This window comes from Ruania halotolerans, assembly GCF_021049285.1.
In the GTDB taxonomy this organism is placed as follows: Bacteria; Actinomycetota; Actinomycetes; order Actinomycetales; family Beutenbergiaceae; genus Ruania; species Ruania halotolerans.
This window is the reverse complement of sequence record NZ_CP088017.1, coordinates 1,851,360-1,874,595: the sequence shown is the minus strand read 5'-3', so window position 1 is coordinate 1,874,595 and position 23,236 is coordinate 1,851,360. Positions and strand designations below refer to the sequence as shown.

Genomic DNA, 23,236 nt, shown 5'->3' with positions numbered 1-23,236 from the left:
CGGTCGCGCGGCGGCCCCGATTGCGCCTGACGCGTCGGGGCCGCTTTCTTTTCTTCAGGCGCCACGTGCGCTCCGGTGATGACGCCATCGCACGATCAGCGCCCCCGGTTTCTGTGACACGGTTCACATACCGGGCCGGTTCCGGCTATCTTCGGACGATGTCCCGACACACGGACAGCCCGCCATCACGAATGAGGAGATCCTTCATGCGTCGATCTTTCCGGTCCACCGTCCGGAGGAGGCGATCGGCCATCGCGCTCGGTAGCGTCGCCGCCCTCGCACTGACGGCCACCATTCCGATCGCAGCGGCCACTGCCGACGACCTCACCACTCTCGGTTCTGCCTCCGATCACGGGGCGGTCGCTGAGTCAACCGGATTGCAGGCCGAGTCCTCACCGACCGGCGCATGGTTCGTGGAGACCACCGGCCAGCCCACAAGTCGCGGAGGCAACGCCTCGGTGAACTCGCGGCATGCCCGGGAGGTTCTGGCCGAAGCAGATGCACTGGGCGTGGACGCCCGGGTCCGGGAGGAGTTCTCTGCGCTGTGGACAGGGCTCTCCGTCGACATGTCCGACGGTGACGCCGCCCTGCTGGCCGAGGCCGACGGAGTTCGCGCGGTCTATCCCGTGCTCAGTTTCGAGGTTCCTCCGACGCCGACGTCGGACGAGAAGCCCGAGTTGGCCACGGCGATCACGATGTCCGGCGCAGATGTGGTGCAGAGCGAGCTGGGGTACGACGGCAGCGGCATCCGTGTGGGGATCATCGATACGGGTGTCGACTATGACCACCCGGACCTGGGCGGCACCGGTGAGGGCACCGAGTTCCCGACCGAACGCGTCCCGGTCGGTTACGACTTCGTCGGGGATTCCTACAACGCCGACGACAGCAGCCCCGACTACCAGCCTGAGCCGCAGCCGGACGATGATCCGGACGACTGCCAGAGCCATGGCACGCATGTGGCAGGCATTGTCGGAGCCGACGGCGACCCCGCCGGTGACGGCGTCCGCGGCGTCGCACCGGGGGTGACCTTCGGTGCCTATCGAGTGTTCGGCTGCGACGGTTCCACCACGACCGACATCATGATCGCGGCGATGGAACGCGCGCTAGCGGACGGCATGGACGTGGTGAACATGTCGATCGGCGCCGCATTCGCCTCATGGCCCGAATACCCGACGGCGGTGGCCAGCAACGCCCTGGTGGATGCCGGTGTGGCGGTGGTTGCTTCGATCGGCAACAACGGCGACCTCGGCACCTGGGCCGCTGGTGCTCCCGGTGTGGGTGAGGAGGTGATCGGAGTTGCCTCCTACGACAACGTCGATTTCACCACCACAGTGTTCCGCACGAGCCCGGACGATGCGCAGTACCCGTTCGTCCAGGCATCAGGTTCGGCCGAGGTGCCCGAGAGCGGCGGCGGCGAACTCGCTCTGCCCGACGACGATCCGCTGGCCTGCGGGCCGCTCGGTGGTGACTACAGCGGGCAACTCGTGGTGATCCAGCGCGGAGACTGCTCGTTCCACATCAAGGCCGTGAACGTCCAGGACTCCGGAGCCGCCGGCATGGTGCTCTATAACAATGCTCCCGGGCTGGTCACACCCACGGTGGAAGGCGCGACCCCGATCACCATCCCCGTGGTCTCGATCTCACTGGCGGACGGAACGTCTCTAGTGGAGGCACTGGCCGACGGGACGGCAACGGATCTGGTGTGGACCGATGAGACTGCCTCGGTACCGAATCCGACGGCGGGACTGATCTCCGACTTCAGCTCCTATGGTTTGGCCGCGGACCTGCAACTCAAGCCCGATCTCGGCGCTCCCGGTGGCCAGATCTGGTCGACCATCCCGCTCGAGCAGGGCGGCTACGGCTCGAAGTCCGGGACCTCGATGGCGGCGCCGCACGTGGCCGGAGGCGTCGCGCTCTTGCTCGAGGCGCGGGACGATCTCGAACCTGGTCAGATCCGTGAGCTCCTGCAGAACACGGCCGATCCTGCCCTCTGGTCGCTCGATCCCAGCATCGGTCTATTGGAGCCGGTGTTCCGGCAGGGCGCGGGCATGCTGGACATCGACGACGCGATCCTTGCCTCCACCCGGGTTTCTCCCGGTGCGATTGAGCTCGGTGAGAGTGAGGGCGGCCCGGTCTCAGAGACGTTGACGGTGCACAACGACAGCGACGCCGATGTCACGTACACGGTGACGGCCGAGGATGCGATCGCCACGAACGGTGATCCGAACAACCCGACGTTCTTGTATGGCGTCAGCACGGTCGAGGCACCGGAGAGTGTCACCGTGCCGGCCGGTAGTACCGTCTCCTTCGACGTGACGATCGCCCCGCCGGAGGACCTGGAGTTGGCCCAGTACGGCGGGTACCTGACGCTTGCGCCTCAGGAGGGCGAGCCCGTGCGGGTCCCCTACGTGGGGTTCGCCGGCGATTACCAGGCGCTGCCGCTGCTCACCGACATCGGCTACGGGATGCCAGTACTCGGGCAGCTCACCTCGTGTGATCGGCTCATCGGAGTGGATTGCACGATGAACGGCACGTGGGATCTGATGCCCGACGGGGCCACGTACTCGATGGCCGACGGTGACGTACCGACGTTCCTCGTTCACCTGGAACACCCGGCGCAATCAGTCGATCTGACCGTGTATGCGGCAGTGGACGGCGAGCGCGGGTCGGCCATCGGTCCGACGGCGACGTTCGTTGATACCGAGTTTGTTGGCCGCTCCGGCGGGGCCGAGGCGTTCACTCCCTATACATGGGATGGCGTACTCGCCTCGGTGTACCGAGCGGGACGCCACAACAACGAATGGGACGTGCCTGACGGCGACTACATCATCGAGGTGACGGCGGTGAACGCGTTGGGCGACCCGGAGAACCCGGACCACGTGGAGAGCGTCGATTCGGCCGTGTTCACCATCGACCGGGACGGTGACGGGAACCCGCCGGGTGAGTTCGAGGAGCAGCTGCGCGATGTGCCACCGAAGATGAAGGGCCAGTTGCGTTGCATCATGCAGGGCCGCTGCTGACGTCTCATCGGGAACGCGGGAAGCTCTGAAGCGGTGCGGGGTCCGGGCCGGGTGGCTCGGACCCCGCACGTGCTGGGCATCCACTACCCCTGGAACGGCCTCAGGTGGCCATGAACACGGTGCTCCGGTGACGAACCGCCGTGGCGCGCATGGTATGTTTATCGCCGTCGCGAACGCTCCTGCGGGAGTGTTCGCCTCACCCTTGTCCGGGTGGCGGAAATGGCAGACGCGCTAGCTTGAGGTGCTAGTGCCCGTATAGGGCGTGGGGGTTCAAGTCCCCCCTCGGACACCACGTGTTCTGACTATCGAGGTCGTCGGAAGACTGAGGACTCGACCTATGCCACCATGGGCGCCGTGAGTCACTCCGCGGTTGAGTACGCACACCAGGCGGAGGAATGGTCCGCTCTCGATTGGTGGCACCTCGAGGCGCGCGCCGTGGCCCGCCACCCTGACCTCACCCACGCTCTCGCCTTCTTCGCACCACCGGCTGCCTGGACGCAGCTCTCGCGAGGGGTGCCGAAGGCGCTCGGCTGCCTCATGGTCCCAGCGCACATCGCCTCACTCACGCTACCGGTCTCCGCCGCTGTGATGATGACCGCGTGGCTGGGTGAGACGGAGGCCACAGCGCCGGTCGCAGTAGCAGGCGCCTTCGCGGGATTCGCGGCTGCTTGGTCCCTGTTCGGCATGAGCCGCGATGCACGCAGCCCGGATGGCCGCGCTGTCAATGGCGCCCGACTGCTTGCGCTCCTGCATCTGCTCCCCTCGTCAATCGCCACAGTTCTCGCACTCCTGGCGATAGGGCACGGCGTGGCCATCGGTGCGGTGGGCATCGTCGGCCTACTCGCAGACGTGGCCTATGGCATCGCCGCGCTCCGCTTCTACGTTCCAACGTCCGACTCCGCCGCCACTGAGCAATTGAATCTCCGGCGACTGAACCGAGCGGTGGAAGCACTCGACCACCACGCCCGCCTGGAGATCCTCGCCGACCTCCACCACGCGATCGACGTATTGGAGCAACGCGCACTTATCGACGCCGATCTGGCACGCGCCGCGCGAAACCAGCCCGTCGCCTCCCTGGCGAGAACCATGGCGCCACGGGAACGGGTCAAGCCCTAGACCCGGGGGAACGCGGGAAGGTAGCGATGGGTGAGGGCAACTGTCACGCCCGATACAGTGCCCGCTCGCACCTGGCGTTTCGGCCACTCTGACAACGCCCAATGATCACCCCGACCGTGCCGAGCACGATCAGCGTCCCGGACAGCACGGAAGGCCATTGCGAGCCGGGAGCTGACAGCGTCGAACCCGTCTCAGCCAACTCCGGCTGCCGCTCTGGGCCTGGCATCTCTGGTGCAGGCACTTCCGGTACCACCGCCACAGCGGTCGTCTCGTGTGGAAGTCCGCACACCCCGGTGGCGAGAATCTCACGGCCAAGGTCCTCATGCTCTCTCACCAGCCGTTCAACCCAGAACACATTCCCGGCGCGATCCACGGTGACCGGATCCGAATCCACCGACCCCGCGTCGGTGATCGGTACCTGCGAGGCGCCGATCGCCTCGCCCATGCACACGGCCTCGATGGCCTCAGGCACCTCCGCTACCGGTCTCCCGTTCTGGTCGACCGTCAATGGCGCGAGCTCACCGGCGAAGTAGGCAGAGAACTCCACCGACCAGCGCCACCCGTCATCGGCCCCGATCACCCCGTCCGGATCGGTCACCTCCGCTGTGTCACGAATACTCGTGCCGAGGATCGCCTCGGGTTGTGCCTGCGTCACCACCGATGGAGTCCGCGCCACCTGGAACATTTCCGCCGTGTCGTAGGGCGAGCTCTGCCACGGCGCCACCCGGGAGTCTCCCTCGAAGCTGGTCACGATCACGTAGTGTCCGGCGTCTGACGGCGCATTCGAGCCCTCGTACGTGATCGCCACCTCACCGTTGACGGCGGGACTGCGTAGCTCGGCAGCGACCGGTGCCTCGGCCAAGGTGACCGGGTGGTCGTCTGCGTGCGGCGGTTGCTCGAACGGGCCGTACATGCGGTGGCTGACATGGGCGACGTCGGCCTCCCACTCGGAGCCGTCGCCGTCGTATTGGGTGTGATCGTCCGGGAATCCCTCGATGGTGACGGTGTCCACCACCGGGTCTCCGGGAAGAACGAGCCGGTCCGCTGCCGCGATCTCAGACGTGGCCTCAGGAGCGTGCCGGGCAGACGTGGTCTCCACCTGCTCGAAGAATGGTGCCGCGAAGTCACCAGCGAGATAGTCCTGGTACTCGGCCGGTTGCTGGTCCTGGGCCATCGTCCACACCCAAGTGTAGAAGCCTGCCGTCGGTGCCTCAAAGGCCTCAGCGGTCTGCGTGCCCGGGCCGGTAAAGGTCAGGCTCGTCGTGCCCACCTCCGGCTGGCCGTCCGGCACTGTCGGTTGCTCGTCCTGTGGCGTGCTGTAGGGACCGTACAGGGTGCCGACGAACGTGACCGGGACGCCCTCACCATCCACGCTGGCCCAGCCTGGCCCCGCAGCAGTGACGTGGTCGGTGAGCGGATCCCCGGCCTCGACATACCGTTGGTCGACCTCAGTGCGCGCCGTGGGTTGAAATTCGTACACCATCCTGCTCGCACTGCCCCGCGCGGTGACCTCCTGCGTGCGCCCGGCGGGGAAGATCCGTTGCGCCAGTGAGCCCCCATCCACCGGGTCCATCCGGTGCAGCGCATCGGGCAGATCGTGCACCGTCAGCCGCACGCGGATCTCACCTGGACCGGTGGCGTGCACCGAGCGCTCGATCGGCGCAGCCCGAGTGGTTCCGGTGATCGTGGTCGCATCGTTGGACCAGGTGGCATCGCCGGTGATGGTGGCGGTCCACGTATATCCGGCGAGCCAGTCGCCATCGCCGTCGCGCACACCGATCGTCTCGACGGTGCCCGACCGGCCGTCAGCATCGAGGGCGATGTCGGGGCGGCCAGCGGAGTATGGGCCAGCATTCTCCTCGGCCTCGGCGATCATCTGGTCGGCTCGGGCGCTGGCGCCGGGAGCAATCCGGTCGGCTTCGTAGGCCTGCCAGCTGAGTTCGGCACCGGTCAGGCGGATAGTCGCCAGGTCGGCAGCCACGGACTCGCGCCGATCATCGGTCGCGGCGAACACGCTCATCACGTACCCCAGGTGGTCGATGGCGCGTCCCCGCACCCGCTCAGCGCTGCTGCCGTCGTAGCGTTGCGGCCGCACCTCCTCGATCGGGTACGGCTCGCCGTACACCGTGGCGGTCTCGCTGCCACCGGCCGGGTGCCCGGGACCGAACTTCGCGCCATCGAGGGCACAGATGCCCCGATCCCCCGCGGCGTTGACGAAGTTGCCGAAGTAGGAGCCACCGGGCGTGGACCCGCCGGCATTGCGCTGCCAGCCTGGGCTCTCCGCTGTGGCGGGAGGCGCGATAGCGAGCCCGTGCGCGGCGGCCAGGGCCAGCACGGCGCCGAGTGCCACCACCGCCGCCGCGCGACGGGCGGCGTGAAGGACATGCCCGAGGTGGCGGGCTGTCTGCGTGCGAACTGCGGTCCGCGTCTGAGCTGAACGTGTCATGGTCGGCATCGTCGTTCGACATCGCCGTGGTCCGCTCGGCACGAGGAGGGGGGTGTGGACGATGGTGCGATATCCGAATAGGTGGGGATAGTCGCGTGGTCCACAGCAGCGTCCCGGCTTGGCAGACTTCCCTCGTGTCCTTCTCCCCCGGTTCCGCCCGCGACCTGCTGACCGCCCGCGGCTACGCCCCTGCTCAGGTCCGGCCCCTCCAGGGCGGTGCATGGTCAACAGCCTTCGCCGCCCGCTGCGACGGGCGCGACCTTGTGCTTCGGCTCGGTGGCCCGAGTGAGGACTACGCGGCCGACGCCTACGCCGCCACGCTCGGCCATGCTCGGCTCCCGATACCTGCAGTTCTGGAACACGGCAGGCTCGACGCCGGCGAACTTACAGGCACCACCTACGCCATCTCCGAGTTCGTCCCCGGCACACCACTGGAGCACGCCTCCCCCACGGCCTGGGCAGCGCTGGCTCCCCAGTTGGCCGACATTCTCGAAGGCCTCCGGGCCACTCGACCGGATGCGACGGACCAGTCAGCGCCCAGCTGGCGCGAGCATCTGCTCCAGGTGGGTGACTATCCCTGGCAGGCAGGTTGGCGTGAACGAGCCGACCACGCCGGACCCGAAGCGCTCGCCCTCTTCGACCGCGGCCTGGACGCCCTCCGGGGGATCACGCCCGTCACCGTCCCTGTGTCTCTTCTGCATGCCGACTGGATCAACCGCAACGTTCACGTGGCCGACGATCGGATCACCGGCATCTTCGACTGGGGTTGCTCACGATTCGGCGACCACCTCTACGACCTCGCCTGGTTCGAATTCTGGGCGCCCTGGCACCCGAACCTGGACGTACCCCTCCTGGTGAGGGAACTCGAGGCCCGGTGGGACGCCGTCGGGATCTCACCCGTGGATCATCCCGGCCGGCACTTGGCGTGCCTGCTGCACATCGGGCTCGACCACATCGTCTACAACATCCTGCACGGCACCGAGGAGGCACTTGCCGGCACGATGGACCGGCTCACCGAATTCCTCTGACGGGTCACTCGAATGTGATGCCGTGCTCCGCCCGGTACTGCGCCAGAAGTGCGTCGACGACCTTTGCGGTGCGGACGGCGCTCGCGCCAGTGCTCGGTGAGCTGCCAACACCGGTGAGTTCATCGACCACCGCTTGGATCAGCGGTTGCTGCACCGTGGGCGGATACGGGGCCTCGATCTCCTCGACCCCGGTGGCCGTCCGCAACCGAAGCGGCTCCTGACCGAAACTTGAGAACTCGAGCGATCCGGCCGTACCGATGATCTCCACCAGGTCGCGCTGCTCCCCCGCTGCATAGCACCACAGACCGGTACCCACGACGGCGGAGCCCACCTCGAATGTTCCGGTCACCGTGTCCTCCGCAAGGGAGAGGCCGGAGACATTCAGCGCCCCTCCGCGTGCCCGCGTCACCGGGCCGAGGAGGTAGTCGAGCACGTCCAGCGTGTGCGAGGCGAGATCGACGAACAGGCCCCCGCCGGAGACTTCCGGCCGCAGCCGCCACGACACCTGCTCATCCGCACCCGGCGCCGTACGGAAGTTCTCCACGCGGAACGCGTTCACCCGGCCGATGGCACCGCCGTCGAGGAGTTCCTTCACCCGAGCGAAGCGAGGCATGGCACGGCGGTAGTAGGCCACGAACAGCGGGAGGCCGGCGCGCGCGGCGGCAGCAAGCATCTCCTCGCATTCGGCAGTGGTGCGGGCCATCGGCTTTTCCACGTACACGGGCTTTCCAGCGGCCAGCGCCCGGAGCGCGTAGTCGCGGTGCGAATCGGGCGGGGTCGCGATGTAGACGGCGTCGACGTCCGGATCACGCAGCAGCGCCTCGGCGTCGTCGTACCACCGTGGCACGCCGTGACGGCGTGCGTAGTCGGCAGCCTTCGCTCCGTCGCGCCGCATCACGGCAACCAGCTCCGAGCGGTCCGCCTGTTGAAAGCCCGGTCCACTCTTCCTCTCGGTGACGTCTCCGACACCGATGATTCCCCATCGCACCGTGTCCACGAACCCGAGCCTAGCGAGGAACTGCGAGCACGCTGGTTCCCGGTCGATATCGTGGCTGGTCCCGAGACAACCACAGATCGGCTGGTCACATGAGCACACTCTCTCCCGATCCCGGGGTGATCGTCGGGGCCTACGCCTCGTCCCCCACGACGAAGGCGTGGGATCCCCGGCTGGAGCAGGCGTACCTCGACCACCTCACCGCTGTGCCCGGTGTGCACGGCCTCGAGATCCCGTGGATCACATCGCTGCACGCCCACGATCAGCACTGGTACGCGAACCACCTCCCCTCGGAGTGGACCGTGACCATCACCCACATCGGCGGAACGATGCACCGGCTCGCCGAGAACCCGCGGTACGGGTTGGCGTCGGATGATCAAGAGGGCCGCGCCCGGGCGGTGGCCGATGTGGCCGCCATCCGCGAGGACGTCGCGCGCCTCAACGACGCCCACGGCCGACAGGTGGTCACCGGGATCGAAGTGCACAGCGCACCGGCCACCCCGGCTGCGGCAAGTAGTGCGACTGCGCTGGCCGAATCGCTGCGTGAGATTGCCCAGTGGGAGTGGTACAGCGCGGACCTGCTGGTCGAGCACTGTGATGAACACGGGCCCGGTCGACCGGTCGACACTCGACCCGTCGCCAAGGGCTTTCTCTCCCTGGACGCTGAGTTGCAGGCAATCGCCGACGCCGGCACAGGCGCCGGCGTGGTCGTGAACTGGGGGCGTTCGGCGATCGAGCTGGGCGATCCGGACCGGGTGGCCGAGCACGTCCGGATGGCACGCGCGGCCGGCGTGCTGCGCGGAATCGTCTTCTCCGGAGCCGCGGACACCGCCACGGAGTACGGTCCCGCCTGGGCAGACGCGCACCTCCCGTTCGCTCCCGGTGCCGAAGCAGGTACCGGGGCAGAGGGCTCCCTGCTCACCGACGCCCGAGTGGTCGAGACCTTGGCCGAGGCGGGCCCCTCGGTGTGGTCAGGTGTCAAGATCGCTTGCCGTCCACTGGATGTACCGGTCGAACGGCGGGTGGCACAGATCCGCGATGGAGTCGAGCGTGTGCTTGCTGCTCGCACTCGAACCGACCTATTGACACAGTAAACAAACTGAGGTGATGATCTCAGCATGCGACGACGCATGCAGAGCACACCTCTCGGCTCCTTGAGCCGAACCGAGCGTGCTGTCGTGCGGGAGCTTCTGGTCCGCGGGCCACTCCCCCGTGCCGAGTTGGCCCGCCGCCTCGAACTCTCCCCGGCCAGTCTCACCAAATCCACCCGATCACTCCTCACGCGGGGCGTGATTACGGAGAACGCTGCTCCTATGCGGGACTCTCGAGGGCGCCCGGGGATCCCGGTCTCGGTGGCGATCGACGACCATCAGTTCCTCGGCGTCAAGATCACCGGCGACCATGTCTTCGCTGTTCGGACGAATGCAGCCGGACGCGTTCTGGACAGCGCTCGGCGGCCTCTCGCGACAACTGAGGTCGACGCCGTCGCGACGCTGATCGTTCACCTAGTGAATGATCTGGCGGGAGTGCATCCTGTCCAGTCCGTCGGCATTGGCGTGGCCGGCACGATGGACCGGTTCGACGACCGGGTCCGCAACAATCTGTACCTGGGGTGGCATGACGTTCCGCTCGCAGAACTGGTGCGCTCCCGGACCGGGCTGCCGACCGTGATCAGCGGAGATGTGCGGGCATTGACGGCAGGGGTGCACTGGTCCGGTCCCGGTCGCGAACTCGATGACTTCGCAGTGGTGACGATCGGGGTCGGGATCGGGATGGGCCTGGTCCTCGGCGGGCAGACTGTAGCGGGCGTGAGCGGCGGCGTCGGACGCATCGCGCACACCCGGGTGACCGACTCCGGACCACCCTGCAGCCTGGGGCACCGGGGCTGCGCCGCCGTCTACCTGGAATCAGCGCCGATCGTGCGCGCCGTGGCGTACGCGCACGATCGCGTTGACCTGGACCTCGCAGCAGTCTGTGACCTGGCCGCTGCGGGTGATCCGGCCGCGAGCCGCGTGCTCAGCGATGCCGGTCATGCGCTCGGCGTAGTTCTTGCTGGTCTCGTGAACACCCTCGGGCTCCCCGCGCTCGTGCTCGCCGGGGATGGCCTGATCGTGCTCGACCATGGACGGCCTGCCATGAACCGGGCGCTGGCCGAGTACCTCGATCCCGACGCGAGCGCACCGGCCGTGCACCTGTTCGCCTCCGACTTCGACGAGTGGGCACGCGGTGCCGCCGTGGTGGCGTGCCAGTGGCTGCTCGTGGATCCACCGGCCGATCGGGCCGATCTCTGAACCATCCGCACCCAGCGGACCGCCGCCCGAACCCCTGCAAGGACGCAAGGAGGACCGTCGTGACCGACATCCGAGCCAGCAGCATGGCGAACGCCCCCGTGGCCAGCCCGCCTCGCCGACGACGGCGCGACGATCGACGCCTCGCGCTCATCTTCTTGCTGCCCGCCACGATCGGGTTGGTGGTCTTCTACTTCTGGCCGTTGGTGCGTGGGATCGCACTGAGCTTCACGTCGTGGGACATCCTCACTCCAGCGCAGTTCATTGGGCTGGACAACTACACGCGCATGGTGTCCGATCCGGTGTTCTGGAACGCGGTACGCGTGACGCTGTTGTACGTCGTCATCAATATCGGCGTACAGACCGTGGTGGCGTTGCTCATCGCCGTCCTCATGCAACGGCTGAGTCAATCCACGTTGCTGCGCTCTCTCGTGCTCACCCCCTACCTCGTCTCCAACGTGGTGGCTGCGTTGGTGTTCCTCTGGATCTTGGACTTTCAGCTCGGGATCGGTAACCAAGTGCTGGCGTGGCTCGGACTGGACCGGGTCGGGTTCTTCACCAGCGAAGCGTGGGTGATCCCGACGATCGCCCTGGTCAACGTCTGGCGGCACATGGGCTACACCGCGCTGCTGATCTTCGCGGGGCTGCAGACGATCCCGCATTCGGTCTACGAAGCGGCGAAGGTGGACGGCGCCTCGGAGGTGCGCACCTTCTTCAGCATCACGGTGCCGCTGCTGCGCCCGATCCTCGGTCTGGTGTTGATCATCTCCGTGATCGGGTCCTTCCAGGTTTTCGACACCGTCGCTGTCACCACGAACGGAGGACCGGTGGACGCCAGCCGCGTGCTGCAGCTGTACATCTACAACAACGCCTTCGGTCAGTTCGACTTCGGATACGCCTCGGCCCTGAGCGTCGCTTTGCTCGTGGTGTTGGTGCTGGTCACGTTCGTGCAATACCGGATCACGCGTGCCGGCCAGACGGATCTGAACTGAGGGCGAAGGGGAATCGATATGGCACACCACACCGCTCCGGCGCCCACCGCGGCCCAGGCATCGCGTTTACAGGCGCCGCGAAACCGCCCGCCCCGGCCGCGTCCCACCCTCGGGCGCATCCTTGCCTGGACTGCGATGGTGATCATCCTGATCGTCACGCTCTTTCCGTTCTACTGGATCCTTCGCACGGCTCTGTCCAGCAATGGCGCCCTGTACGCGAACTCCCAGTCGTTGCTGCCCACAGAATTTAGCTGGGGTGGTTTCGAGCGGGTGTTCGGGCTGCAGACGACCGAGGAGGCGATCGCCCAGGGCGGCTCCGGCGCCTCGATCGACTTCTGGCGGTACCTGCTCAATTCGATCGCCGTGGCCACCGGGATCACCGCCTGCCAGGTGTTCTTCTCTGCGATGGCGGCGTACGCGTTCTCCCGGCTGCGCTGGGCTGGCCGCAACCACGTGTTCAGCGTGTTCTTACTGTCCCTGATGGTGCCGCAGATCTTCACCCTGCTCCCGAACTTCCTGCTCATCCGTGAGATGGGGCTTATCGACACCCTCCTCGGAATCATGCTGCCGAGCCTGTTCATGACACCGTTCGCCATCTTCTTCCTGCGGCAGTTCTTCATGAATGTGGCCGTGGAGGTGGAAGAGGCGGCGCTGATTGACGGCGCCAGCAAGGTGCGGGTGTTCTTCGTGCTGATCATCCCACTCTCGGTGGGACCGATCGCGACGATCTCGATCCTGACCTACATCACCGCCTGGAACGACTACTTCTGGCCCTTGATGGTCAGCTATACGGACGAGTCGCGCGTGCTGACCGTGGCGCTCGGGAACTTCAATGAGCAGTCGCCGCAGACAGGTCCAGACTGGGCCGGACTGATGGCAGCGACATTGGTGGCAGCCCTACCGATGCTTGTGCTTTTCCTGGCGTTCGCGAAACGCATCGTGAACTCCATCGGCTTCAGTGGGATCAAGTGAGGTGATGACGATGCGCACCATGAGCAGAACACGAACCGCCTTCGGGCTGGGTGTGGTGGCGGCCCTGACCGCAGCCGCCGGATGCAGCGCCGCGGCCCAGGGCCGTGACGTGGCACTGGACTACTGGCTCTGGGACTCCAACCAGCTGCCCGCCTACCAGCAGTGCGTCGACGTATTCGAACAGCAGCACCCCGAAATCGAGGTGCGGATCAGCCAGTATGGCTTCGACGACTATTGGCAGAAGATCACCGCCGGCTTCGTTGCCGGTGCCGGTCCCGACGTCTTCACCGATCATCTGACTCGCTACCCCGAGTATGTGCGGCGCGACCTCCTGCTCGATCTCAATACGCTCGAACCGACCGCCGGGATCGCCGACGCCGAGTTCCAGGAGGGTCTGGCCGATCTGTGGGTGGGCACCGAGGGCGGGCAGTACGGCAGTCCGAAGGACTTCGACACTGTCGCGCTCTTCTACGACGTCACCATGATCGAGGATGCCGGACTCACCCCGGACGATCTCACCGACCTGAACTGGAACCCTGACGACGGTGGCACCTTCGAGGACGTGATCGCCCGGTTGAGTGTGGACGCCGACGGCGTCCGTGGGGACGAGGAGGGTTTCGACCCCGACAATGTGGTGACCTACGGGCTCGCCTCAAACGGGTCCGGCGGTCCGGAGGGCCAGACCGCCTGGTCGTGGCTGGCCGGCTCCACCGGCTGGGAGTTCACCAACGCCGACATCTGGGGTGATGAGTACTACTACGACGACCCCCGGCTTCAGGAGTCGCTGGCCTGGCTGTTCGGCCTGGTCGACAAGGGTTTCATGGCCCCCTACGAGGAGATCGGCACCGAACCCAACCCGCAGCAGGCCCTCGGATCGGGGCAAGCAGCGCTCGCCCCGGCCGGGTCCTGGATGCTGAACACCTACGCCAACCTGGAGGGTATCGACCTCGGGATCGCCTCCTTGCCTTCCGGTCCGATCGGGCACCCGGTGTCGATGTACAACGGTCTCGCGGACTCGATCAGCGCACAGACGGAACATCCGCAGGAGGCAGCGGAGCTGGTGGCGTTCCTGGGGTCGGAGGAGTGTCAGGTGATCGTGGGTGAGGCCGCGGTGGTCTTTCCGGCGCGACCGGCCGGCACCGAGGCGGCCATCGAGGCCTTCGAAGCGCGCGGGATCGACGTCTCCCCGTTCACCGACCTCGTCGAGGCCGGGCACACGCTCTACTTCCCGGTGACGGACGGGTACGGGTCCATCCAGGCACTGATGGCACCGATCATGGACGAGATCTACATCGGCTCCCGGGACCCGAGCACGCTGACTGAGGTGAACGAGGAGGTCAACGAGCTGGTGCAGTAGGCCGCACCCACTCATCGTGCTGAGCTTGGTACCTACTCAGCTCCTCGGTGAGGCCTGCGAGTTCGTCGGTGCGCTCGGCCGAGACGTCCGTCGTCTCGGCCGGGTCCGTGGCGAGGTCATACAGTGCCTGCGCCACCGCGGCCGGAGGCTCCATACCCTCACGGGCGTCACGGACGAGCTTGAGGTCGCCCCGCCGAACCGCCCACTGGCCCTCGTAGGTCCAGAAGACCGCACGATCGGAACCTTCCGCACCTGACTCTGCGGCCGCCGTCAGTTCCTCCAGGAGGGAGACGCCGTCGATGGACTCCTCGTCCACGGAGGTGCCATCCACGGCGTGCAGCACCGTGGGCAACACGTCCATCATCATCCCGATGGCGTCGTACTCGGCTCCAGCAGGCAGGCGAACGGGCCAGGAGACGATGCTGGGTTCGCGCACACCGCCTTCGAAGACCGACCCCTTCGTCCCGCGCAGTCCACCGGCCGATCCCCCGTCGTAGGAGATCTCCTCGCCATCCAACCAATTCCTGCTCTCCGCAGAGGGGCCGTTGTCGGAGGAGAAGAACACCAGGGTGTTCTCGGTCAGGCCGTGCTCGGCCAATGCAGCCATGATCGTGGCGACGGCGTCATCCATCGCGACCACCATCGCCGCCATTTCCTGGCGCCCCTCGGGCAGATGCGAGAACCGATCCATGTACTCGGCCGGGGCGTGCATCGGGTAATGCGGGGCATTGAACGGCACGTAGCAGAAGAAGGGCTCGTCCGCGTGCCGGCCGATGAAGTCCGCGGCTCGATCTCCGATCACGGTGGTGAGGTACTCACCGTTCAGCCAGACCTCCTCGTCGTCATCCCACAGGTCGTGAATCGGGTTGTGATTGCCCCAGTAGAAAATGTGCGAGTAGTAGTCCACACATCCGGCACGGATCCCGAAGGTCTCCTCGAAGCCATACTGGCTCGGGCTGTACTCGTCCGAGGCACCCAGGTGCCACTTGCCGAAAAGGCCGGTTCGATACCCCCGACGGCGCAACTGGCTGGCGAGCGTCTCCTGCTGGGGCAGACCGGGCGTGTTCCGCGTGCCGCCGAGGATCGCTGGTACACCGGCATGCTCGGGGTACTTGCCGGTCAGCAGGGAGGCCCGCGACGGCGAGCATACTGGGGAGTTTGAATACCACTGGGACAACTTGACTCCCGAGGCGCACAGGGCGTCCAGGGCCGGTGTCTCGAACTCGGCACCGAAGCAGCCGAGATCACCCCAGCCGAGATCGTCGGCATAGAGGATCACGATGTTCGGGCGTTCACGTGAAGTCATCACAGCGCTCCTGGTGGGTGTGGGTTGAGGTTCGTCATCCTTTGATCGCTCCGGCGGCCACACCCGCCACAAGGCGTCGTTGCAAGAAGGAGAACAGGATGATGGTGGGGGCGGCGGCAATCGTCGAGGCGGCCATCACCACGCCCCAGTCGGTGCCGTACTCACCGAACAGGCCGGCCAGGCCCACCTGCACGGTCTTCAGCGAGTCGTCGGTGAGGAAGACCTGCGCGAACAAGAACTCCTCCCACATCGCAATGAAAGCCGTCACAGCCACGGTCACGATTCCGGGCCAGGCGAGCGGAGCGATCACTCGAGTAAGCACCGTCAGAGTCGACGCACCGTCCACCCGGGCGGCTTCGTCCAGGCTGCGCGGCACCGAGTTGAAGAACCCGGTCATCAGCAGTACGGCGAGCGGGAGGGTCATAGCGACGTACACGATCACGATGCCCGGGTATGTGTTCAGCAGACCCAGTTGGGAGAAGAACAGGTACACCGGCGTGATCAGCACCACGAACGGGAGGAGCTGGGTAGCGACCAAGACCAGGAACATCACGCCACGGCCGCGAAAGGCGTACCGGGAGAGCGCGAAGCCGGCGAGGCTCGCCACCACCACGGTGGCGAACGTGCCGACCAGGCACATCACGATCGAGTTCACCAGGTACTGCTCGAAGTTCGTGGCTGCGAAGAGCCGGGAGAACGAGTCGAGGCTGGCGTTGTCCAGCAGGCTGCCCCAGGAGACACCAGCGGCGATCTCCTGCACCGGGCGCAATGCGCTGTAGACCATCCAGAGCACCGGGAAGATGATCGCCAGCAACACCACGGCGAACGGCACGAGCACCAGCAGATCGCTCGCCCGGCGCGCTGAGCTGTCGCGGCGCTTGCGCTGCACCGGTGGCGCCTCGGTCTGGGTCACGGCGCTCATGCCTGGTTCTCCGATCGAGTCGCGCGCATGTAGAGGACGGCGAACACCGCCATGATCACCGTCATCACCAGGCCGATCGCCGCACCGGCGCCCAGCCTGTTGCCGAAGAACGCCGTGGAGTACAACTCGGTGGCCAGGACGGCCGTGAACGTTCCGGGGCCGCCCCCTGTGGTGAGCCAGACGTAAACGAAGTTATTGAACGTCTGGATCACCGTCACCAACACCACCACGGTCAACACCGGCCGAAGATTCGGGATCGTGACGCTGCGGAATGACCGGGACCTGCCCGCTCCGTCCAGCGACGCCGCCTCGTACTGCTCGGTGGGGATCGACTGCAACCCGGCGAGGAGAACCATCACCACGAACGGGAGTTCCCGCCAGACGATGATGGCCACCACGCTCCACCACACGGTGCTGGTCTGCGCCAGGAACGGAATACCGGAATCGACCACGCCGAGTCCGACGAGGGTCTGGTTGAGCACCCCGGAGTTTCCGTCGAGGAGCCATCGCCAGGAGGCGACGGCGACCACCGGCGGCACCATCCAGGGAATGAGAACCAGTGTTCGGGCTACGCCCCGCACTTTCCACCGCTGCAGCACCGGGGAGTGCAGGGTGGTGGCGAGGGCGAGCCCGAACACGATCCGTAAGACCACGGTCAGGGCGGTGAGCCAGAAGACCGTGTTGGTCAGGATGGAGCCGAACTCGGGGTTGGAGAAGACGTAGCGGAAGTTCCCCAGCCCCACCCATGTACCGTCCGACGGCGCCTGGAACGGGGAGAGCTCTTGGAACGCCAGGATGACGTTATAGATGGAGGGAAAGAGGAACAGCAGCGCGATGATGACGAGCGCCGGGGCGCTCAACAGGTACGCCTGCACGGACTTCCGGTGCGTCGTCATCGTCGGATCAGCCCTGCAGCTCGCGCTCGATCGTCTCGATGATCGAGCGAGCGGCCGTGGCACTGTCCGCCTGACCCGAGTAGACCGCGGAGAACTGCTGGTTCACCAGCTCCTGCAGCGAAGCAATGGTCATCGGTGCACCGATGTAGCGCACGAAAGGCACCGAATGCGGGAGCTGGTCCACGAAACCCTGCTCGCTGGGGTCCACGTCAAGTTCGGTGAGCGTCGACGCCGACGCCGGGTACTGGTCGTAGGTACCGAACGTCTCGGCGCTGAGCAGGTACTGCATCACCTGCCACGCTTCATCCGGGTGCTCACTGTTCTGGTTGATGCCCAGCGCGCGCCCGCCCAGGTGGGTCGATCCATCGTCCAGGCCACCGGGCATCGGCGCCGTCTGGATCTGCGCATCGATCTGGGCTTGCACCGTGCGGAACGCTGCCGGTGGCATGAACGTCATCGCGCACGTTCCCTCGTCCAGGCCGGCGGCCGTGGCCGGGTCGGCGTAGTCGGTGAGCGCCTGCATGGACGTCGGCGTGATTCCCTCGGTGAAGAAGGAGTTGAAGTAGTCGATCGTCTGAGCCAACTCGGCCTCGGTGGCTCCGACGCTCCATTCACCATCGGTGGATTCGATGAGCTGGAACCCGTTGTTCCACATGTAGTAGTTGATCGGGAACCACTGCGCGGCGTTCTGCGGAGCGCCGGCGGAGAAGCACCACCCACTCACCTCACCACCGGAGGCCTCGGTGATCTCACCGGCCATCTCGAGCAGCTCCGGCCAGTCAGCCGGCGTCTCGGTGAATCCGGCGTCGGCGAGCACATCCTCGCGGTAAACCAGCGCCATCGTGTCAGCGGTCCACGGGATGGCCCAGGTGGTGCCGTCGAGCACGGTCATCTCGGTGGCCAGCAGGCCATCGGCATTCTCCAGTGGCTGTTCGGCCATCAGGTCGTCCAGCGGGAGCAGGATGTTCGGGTCGGCCAGGAAGGCAGCATCCGCCAAAGCGATGTGGATCAGGTCCGGACCCGATCCTGAGTTGGCCTCGCGGGCAAACTGCTGCGGGTTGTTGGGCGTGACGGTCTCCAGCTCCACCTGGATCTCCGGGTTGTCGGAATTCCAGGTGTCGACGGCCTCGACGAGGCCCTGAATCTGATCGGCAGGGTCGAACTGCCGGAAGGTGAGTCGGACCACGCCGTCGTCCGGCGCCGACCCTCCCCCGCTGCACGCGGCGAGGGTCGCAGCGAGCGCGCCGATCGCGGCGGCGGCGATGTACCTGGATGTGTTCACGTGACTGCCTCTCCGTTGATGCGAGTGGGCACAGTTAAATCCAGCAAATTGAGTTTGTCAACGCCGCTGCCCCTGCGTAGCATCGGCGCATGCCGAGTCAGACACCGCTGCCCCCTGACGACGCCACGCCCCCGGCGTCACCGGGCCGTCGCGGCACGAACCTGCCCCGGGTGGCGGACTACAACAAGATGCTGGTGCTCGATCTGATTCGGCGATCGAGCGGGATTAGCAGGGTCGAGCTCGTTCAGCACACCGGCCTGACGGCGCAGACCATGTCCAACATCTGCCGTCGCCTCAGCGATTCCGGTTTGATCAAGGAATCCGGGCGGATCTACGCCGGTGCGGGAGCCCCTCGGACGATCTTCGAGGTGGAGCCCGGCGGACTGTTCGCCCTCGGTCTGCATATCGATCCCGCCTGGCTGACAGCTGTGGTGCTCAACCTCGCCGGCGAGGTGGTCGGCACTGTGCGCATCCCGACTCCGGCCGTACCCGATCCAACGGCCGTGCTGGACGCGATCGAAGGGATGATCCGCTCGCTCGTTGCTGATTCAGGTATCCCGGCAGACCGCCTGGCCGGGCTCGGGGTCGGCACACCCGGCCCGATCGACGTCCGCACCGGCGCCGTGGTCGGAGCCCCCTACTTGGCTGGCTGGGAACGGGTCCCGCTGAAGACCGACCTGGAACGGCGGCTCGACCTCCCGGTCACCATCGACAAGGACTCCACCGCAGTTGCAGTCGGGGAGATGTGGAACGCCGAGGACGGGCCGAGGAATATGGCGTTCGTCTATATCGGAACTGGTGTGGCGGCGGGCCTCGTGCTCGACGGCGAGGTGATGCGTGGCTCGAGCGGGAACATCGGGCACATGAATGCCGACCCGAATGGACCGATCTGCTTCTGCGGTGGCCGCGGCTGTCTCGAGAGCACCATCCTTCCGCGCAATCTGGTCGGGGAAGCCACGGTCCGTGGCGTGCTTCCGGCTGTCGACATCGGCGATGCCCGAGCACTGGGCGCCGCACTGACACAGCTGTGCCGTCTCGCCGATGCCGGCGAGCGGGACGCGGCCGAGATCGTCGAGCGCGCGGCCCGCGGGCTGGGCCGGATCGCAGGACAACTCGCCAATCTGCTCGACTTGGATGCGATCGTCTTCGGCGGGCCGCAGTGGGAGCCGTTCGCGCCTACGTTCCTGCGCATCGTGCCGGACGTCGTCACCCGGATGTTCATCGGGCGCGCCCTGCACCCGGTGACGGTCCGGGGCACGTCGATCGGTGATCACGTGGGAGCCGTGGGAGCCGCGTCGTTGGCCATGTGGTCGAGCACGTTCAACGCGCCCACCCAGCTCTTCCTGCCTCGCTGACACGGCCACGGCCGTGCCCCGGCGGCGAGCGCCGGGGCGCTGTGCGCACCGACCGCCGTGCCCCGATTTGACGTGGTCATTTATTCAATATGCTTTACTAAATCTATCGATCGGAGACGCCGCATTGATGCGGCACGAAGGGACGAGAGCTCACATGACCGAGACCCGCCAGCAGGATGCCACCACACAGATCGTCCGGCGGCTGGACCGCGTCGTCCGTGAAGTGATCAGACCTGCTCGGGTCCGGCACCGCAGTCCCCTCTCGGTCGCGGCGCGAGCTGTCGGCGGCGAACCCGTGACCTTCGCCGAAGGGACTCAGGGCACGCTGAGCCCGCTCGCTCCCGGCGCCTCCTGGGGGCGGGCGTGGGACACGGTGTGGATGCACGTACAGGGCCAGGTGCCGGACGACTGGGACGCCGAGAGCACATCGGCCACGGAGCTCGAGATCGACTTGGGGTTCACCACAGCGCAGTCCGGGTTCCAGGCCGAGGGTCTCGTCTACACCGCTGAGGGCACGGTGGTTCGAGCCCTCTCCCCCTTGAATCACCGCATCCCCCTGGACGTCACGCCGGGCGGAAAAGTCGAGTACTGGGTGGAGGCGGCCGCGAACCCCACCCTGAACACCGCTCACGGCACGGACCTGATCCCGCTCGCGCACCTGGGCAGCTGGGAGAGCGCCGGCGAGGCGGAGATCTACCGCTTCGGCGGCGCCCACCTGGCGGTCCCCGATGCCGACGTGGTCGCCCTCGGCCACGATGTGGACCTGCTGCGCGGGATCGCCACCGACGAGAGCACCGATGTGCGCCGTCGGGACCTGATCCTTGCCGCGATCGAGCGGATGCTCGCCGTTCTCGACCCCACCGAGGTTGCCGGCACCGCCGCGGCGGCACGCAGAGAGCTGACCGGCGTGCTGAGCGCGCCTGCACACGCGAGCGCCATGACGCTGACCGCCGTGGGACACGCGCATATCGACTCGGCCTGGCTCTGGCCGCTGCGCGAGACGATCCGCAAGTGCGCCCGCACCTTCTCCAATGTGCTCACCCTGATGGAGGACAACCCGGACTTCGTGTTCGCCTGCTCCTCCGCTCAGCAGTTCGCGTGGATGAAGGAGCACTACCCGGACCTGTTCACGCGCATCCGCGAGGCCGTCTCGCGCGGCCAATTCGTTCCGGTGGGCGGGATGTGGGTGGAGTCCGACACGAACATGCCCAGCGGGGAGTCCCTGGTGCGCCAGTTCGTGGCCGGTCAGGGCTTCTTCATGCGCGAGTTCGGCATCGAATGCCCCGAGGTATGGCTACCGGACAGTTTCGGCTACACCGGCGCGTTCCCGCAGATCGCGCGTTCGGCCGGCGCTCGCTGGTTCTTCGGGCAGAAGATGTCCTGGAACCGCACCAACCGGATGCCGCACCACACCTTCACCTGGGAGGGCATCGACGGCTCCCGCATCCTCACCCACTTCACTCCGGTGGACACCTACAACTCCGACCTGTCCCCCTTCGAACTCTCCTACGCTCAGCGCAACTTCGCCGATCACGACGATTTCTCCGGCAGTATCGTGCCGTTCGGATACGGCGATGGTGGCGGGGGGCCGACCCGGGAGATGCTCGAGGCCGGCCGGCGCGCCGCCGATGTAGAGGGCCTGCCCCGGGTCCGGTTCGGTGCGCCGTCGGAGTTCTTCGCCCAAGCGCAGGCCGAGGCGAGTGAGACTGGCGAAACCGGCCCGGCCACCTGGACCGGGGAGATGTATCTGGAGTTGCACCGCGGCACCTACTCCTCGCAGGCACGGACCAAGCGGGGCAACCGTCGGGCCGAGGCACTGCTGCGCGAGGCCGAACTGTGGGCGGCCACGGCCACCGTCCGTGCCGGTGCGCCGTACCCACAAGAACAACTGACCCGGATCTGGGAGCGGACCCTGCTGCTGCAGTTCCACGACATCCTGCCCGGCAGTTCGATCTCGTGGGTGCACACCGACGCGGAGCGGATGCACGCGCAGGACGCCGCTGCCCTGGAGCGGATCATCACCGGCTCGCTGGATCTGCTCGCCGGAGTGGGCAGTGAGACCATCACCGTGAACGGATCACCCTTCCCACGTTCCGGGATCGCTCCACTCGCTGCCGCGCCGGTCGAGACGGTGAGCCAGGACGTGTCAGTGGCTCGGGAGGCTGACCGGCACGTGCTACGTAGCGCCCACCTGGAGTTGCACGTGGCCGATGACGGCACCTTCGTGGAGTTGCTCGACCACGCCTCCGGCCGCGGCCTGTTCAGCTCCGGCACCCCGGGGAACGCCCTGGACCTGCACCAGGACATCCCCACCGACTGGGATGCGTGGGATATCGATGCCCACTACCGGGAACTGACTGTGCCCACCGATGGCACCGCCTGCGTGCAGATGGCCGACGACGGCGCTCCTGCCGTGCGCATCACGCGCACCTTCGGCTCTTCTCGGGTCGAGCAGGTGGTGACCGTCCTCGCCGACCGGCCCGTGGTCGACATCGTCACCACCGTCGACTGGCATGAGTGCCAGCGTCTGCTCAAGCTCGCCCATCCGTTCCGCATCGACGCCCGCGCCAGCGCTGCGGAGACGCAGTTCGGGTACGTGGAGCGCCCGACCCACGAGAACACCTCCTGGGATGAAGCACGGTTCGAGGTGGTCGCGCACCGGTGGGTGCACGTCAGCGATCGCGTGGTCGGTGCTGCCGTGGTGAACGACTCCACCTACGGGCACGACATCACGCGCATCCCCGGCGAGGAGTACCGCACTCAGGTGCGCCAGACCCTGCTGCGCGGTCCGTTGTACCCCGATCCCGAGAGCGATCAGGGCGTGCACACGTTCCGCTCCCGCATGGTGCTCACCCCGGATGTCTCCGGGGCCGTGGAGGAGGCCTACGACCTCGACACGCCGCTGCGGGCCGTCACCGGCAGTGGCGCCGATGTGGCGCCGGTCGCCCAAGCATTTGGAGCCGGCGTGGTGCTGCATACGGTCAAGCTCGCCGAGGACGGATCCGGTGATCTCATCATCCGTGTCTACGAAGCGCTCGGGCGCCCCACCCGGGCCCGGATCGTGGTGGATTCGGCAACTATCCGCCCTGTTGATTCGCTCGAGCGCGCAGTCGACACCGATCGTGAGGCCGCGCAGAACCAGCTCGAACTCGACCTGCGCGCGTTTGAACTCGTCACGGTGCGCGCCCGGCCGCACTGACGCGGCACCACCGGCCAAGTGGACCGCGTCATCCTGACGTTCACGGTCCACGCGGTGGACGTC

Annotated in this window: 16 protein-coding genes and 1 tRNA gene; 11 read left to right on the top strand and 6 right to left on the bottom strand. The window is 66.7% G+C overall.

All coding sequences use genetic code 11. From position 1 onward, the window contains the following. Nucleotides 1–206 precede the first annotated feature (206 nt). The 3 genes from LQF10_RS19380 (at nt 207) to LQF10_RS08205 (ending at nt 4,136) form a co-directional block, all read left to right on the top strand. On the top strand, nt 207–3,020 hold the full coding sequence (locus tag LQF10_RS19380) for a S8 family serine peptidase (RefSeq protein ID WP_290371151.1): 2,814 nt from the start codon (nt 207–209) through the stop codon (nt 3,018–3,020). A 204-nt stretch (nt 3,021–3,224) separates the two neighbouring features. Further along, nucleotides 3,225–3,312 (top strand) — tRNA-Leu (locus LQF10_RS08210). 62 nt (nt 3,313–3,374) lie between these two features. After that, nucleotides 3,375–4,136, top strand: a complete 762-nt coding sequence (locus LQF10_RS08205; protein WP_231066989.1) for a hypothetical protein — start codon at nt 3,375–3,377, stop codon at nt 4,134–4,136. Between the two features lie 43 nt (nt 4,137–4,179). Here LQF10_RS08205 and LQF10_RS08200 read toward each other — a convergent pair whose 3' ends face one another. Then, nucleotides 4,180–6,582 carry a hypothetical protein gene (locus LQF10_RS08200; RefSeq protein WP_231066988.1) on the bottom strand — a complete coding sequence of 801 codons (2,403 nt, stop codon included), beginning with the start codon at nt 6,580–6,582 and terminating at the stop codon, nt 4,180–4,182. Nucleotides 6,583–6,716: 134 nt separating this feature from the next. Here LQF10_RS08200 and LQF10_RS08195 point away from each other — a divergent pair, with 134 nt between their 5' ends. Continuing rightward, nucleotides 6,717–7,610 (top strand): phosphotransferase family protein, encoded by an 894-nt coding sequence (locus LQF10_RS08195; protein ID WP_231066987.1) that lies wholly within the window; start codon nt 6,717–6,719, stop codon nt 7,608–7,610. A 4-nt stretch (nt 7,611–7,614) separates the two neighbouring features. Here the strand turns inward: LQF10_RS08195 and LQF10_RS08190 are convergent, their stop codons facing one another. Further along, a complete protein-coding gene (locus LQF10_RS08190; RefSeq protein ID WP_231066986.1) occupies nt 7,615–8,607 on the bottom strand; it encodes a Gfo/Idh/MocA family protein in 993 nt (330 codons plus the stop codon). Nucleotides 8,608–8,696: 89 nt separating this feature from the next. Here LQF10_RS08190 and LQF10_RS08185 point away from each other — a divergent pair, with 89 nt between their 5' ends. From LQF10_RS08185 to LQF10_RS08165, 5 genes are all read left to right on the top strand, one after another. Next, the gene (locus LQF10_RS08185; protein WP_231066985.1) at nt 8,697–9,698 is read left to right on the top strand and encodes a DUF4862 family protein; all 1,002 of its coding nucleotides are present in this window, start codon (nt 8,697–8,699) and stop codon (nt 9,696–9,698) included. 84 nt (nt 9,699–9,782) lie between these two features. Further along, complete coding sequence (locus LQF10_RS08180) at nt 9,783–10,895, top strand: ROK family protein (protein WP_231066984.1); 1,113 nt, start codon at nt 9,783–9,785, stop codon at nt 10,893–10,895. Between the two features lie 83 nt (nt 10,896–10,978). Continuing rightward, a complete protein-coding gene (locus tag LQF10_RS08175) occupies nt 10,979–11,884 on the top strand; it encodes a carbohydrate ABC transporter permease (protein ID WP_231067279.1) in 906 nt (301 codons plus the stop codon). 18 nt (nt 11,885–11,902) lie between these two features. Further along, nucleotides 11,903–12,856, top strand: coding sequence for a carbohydrate ABC transporter permease (locus tag LQF10_RS08170; RefSeq protein WP_231066983.1), 954 nt, complete (start codon nt 11,903–11,905; stop codon nt 12,854–12,856). 19 nt (nt 12,857–12,875) lie between these two features. Then, a complete protein-coding gene (locus LQF10_RS08165; RefSeq protein ID WP_231066982.1) occupies nt 12,876–14,213 on the top strand; it encodes an ABC transporter substrate-binding protein in 1,338 nt (445 codons plus the stop codon). On the opposite strand, the gene LQF10_RS08160 is transcribed toward LQF10_RS08165, so the two are convergent. From LQF10_RS08160 to LQF10_RS08145, 4 genes are read right to left on the bottom strand one after another with little or no spacing between them, the layout of a single operon-like run. Then, nucleotides 14,194–15,519 carry a sulfatase-like hydrolase/transferase gene (locus LQF10_RS08160; RefSeq protein ID WP_231066981.1) on the bottom strand — a complete coding sequence of 442 codons (1,326 nt, stop codon included), beginning with the start codon at nt 15,517–15,519 and terminating at the stop codon, nt 14,194–14,196. The genes LQF10_RS08165 and LQF10_RS08160 overlap by 20 nt on opposite strands. A gap of 34 nt (nt 15,520–15,553) precedes the next feature. After that, nucleotides 15,554–16,441 (bottom strand): carbohydrate ABC transporter permease, encoded by an 888-nt coding sequence (locus LQF10_RS08155; RefSeq protein ID WP_231066980.1) that lies wholly within the window; start codon nt 16,439–16,441, stop codon nt 15,554–15,556. Continuing rightward, nucleotides 16,438–17,337, bottom strand: a complete 900-nt coding sequence (locus LQF10_RS08150; RefSeq protein WP_231066979.1) for a carbohydrate ABC transporter permease — start codon at nt 17,335–17,337, stop codon at nt 16,438–16,440. Before LQF10_RS08150 ends, LQF10_RS08155 begins: the two co-directional genes overlap by 4 nt. A 7-nt stretch (nt 17,338–17,344) precedes the next feature. Continuing rightward, complete coding sequence (locus tag LQF10_RS08145; RefSeq protein ID WP_231066978.1) at nt 17,345–18,619, bottom strand: ABC transporter substrate-binding protein; 1,275 nt, start codon at nt 18,617–18,619, stop codon at nt 17,345–17,347. An 89-nt stretch (nt 18,620–18,708) separates the two neighbouring features. Between LQF10_RS08145 and LQF10_RS08140 the strand changes: the two genes are divergently transcribed. After that, the gene (locus LQF10_RS08140; protein ID WP_231066977.1) at nt 18,709–19,974 is read left to right on the top strand and encodes an ROK family transcriptional regulator; all 1,266 of its coding nucleotides are present in this window, start codon (nt 18,709–18,711) and stop codon (nt 19,972–19,974) included. 154 nt (nt 19,975–20,128) lie between these two features. Next, nucleotides 20,129–23,173 carry an alpha-mannosidase gene (locus LQF10_RS08135; RefSeq protein WP_231066976.1) on the top strand — a complete coding sequence of 1,015 codons (3,045 nt, stop codon included), beginning with the start codon at nt 20,129–20,131 and terminating at the stop codon, nt 23,171–23,173. The last annotated feature ends 63 nt before the right edge of the window (nt 23,174–23,236 follow it).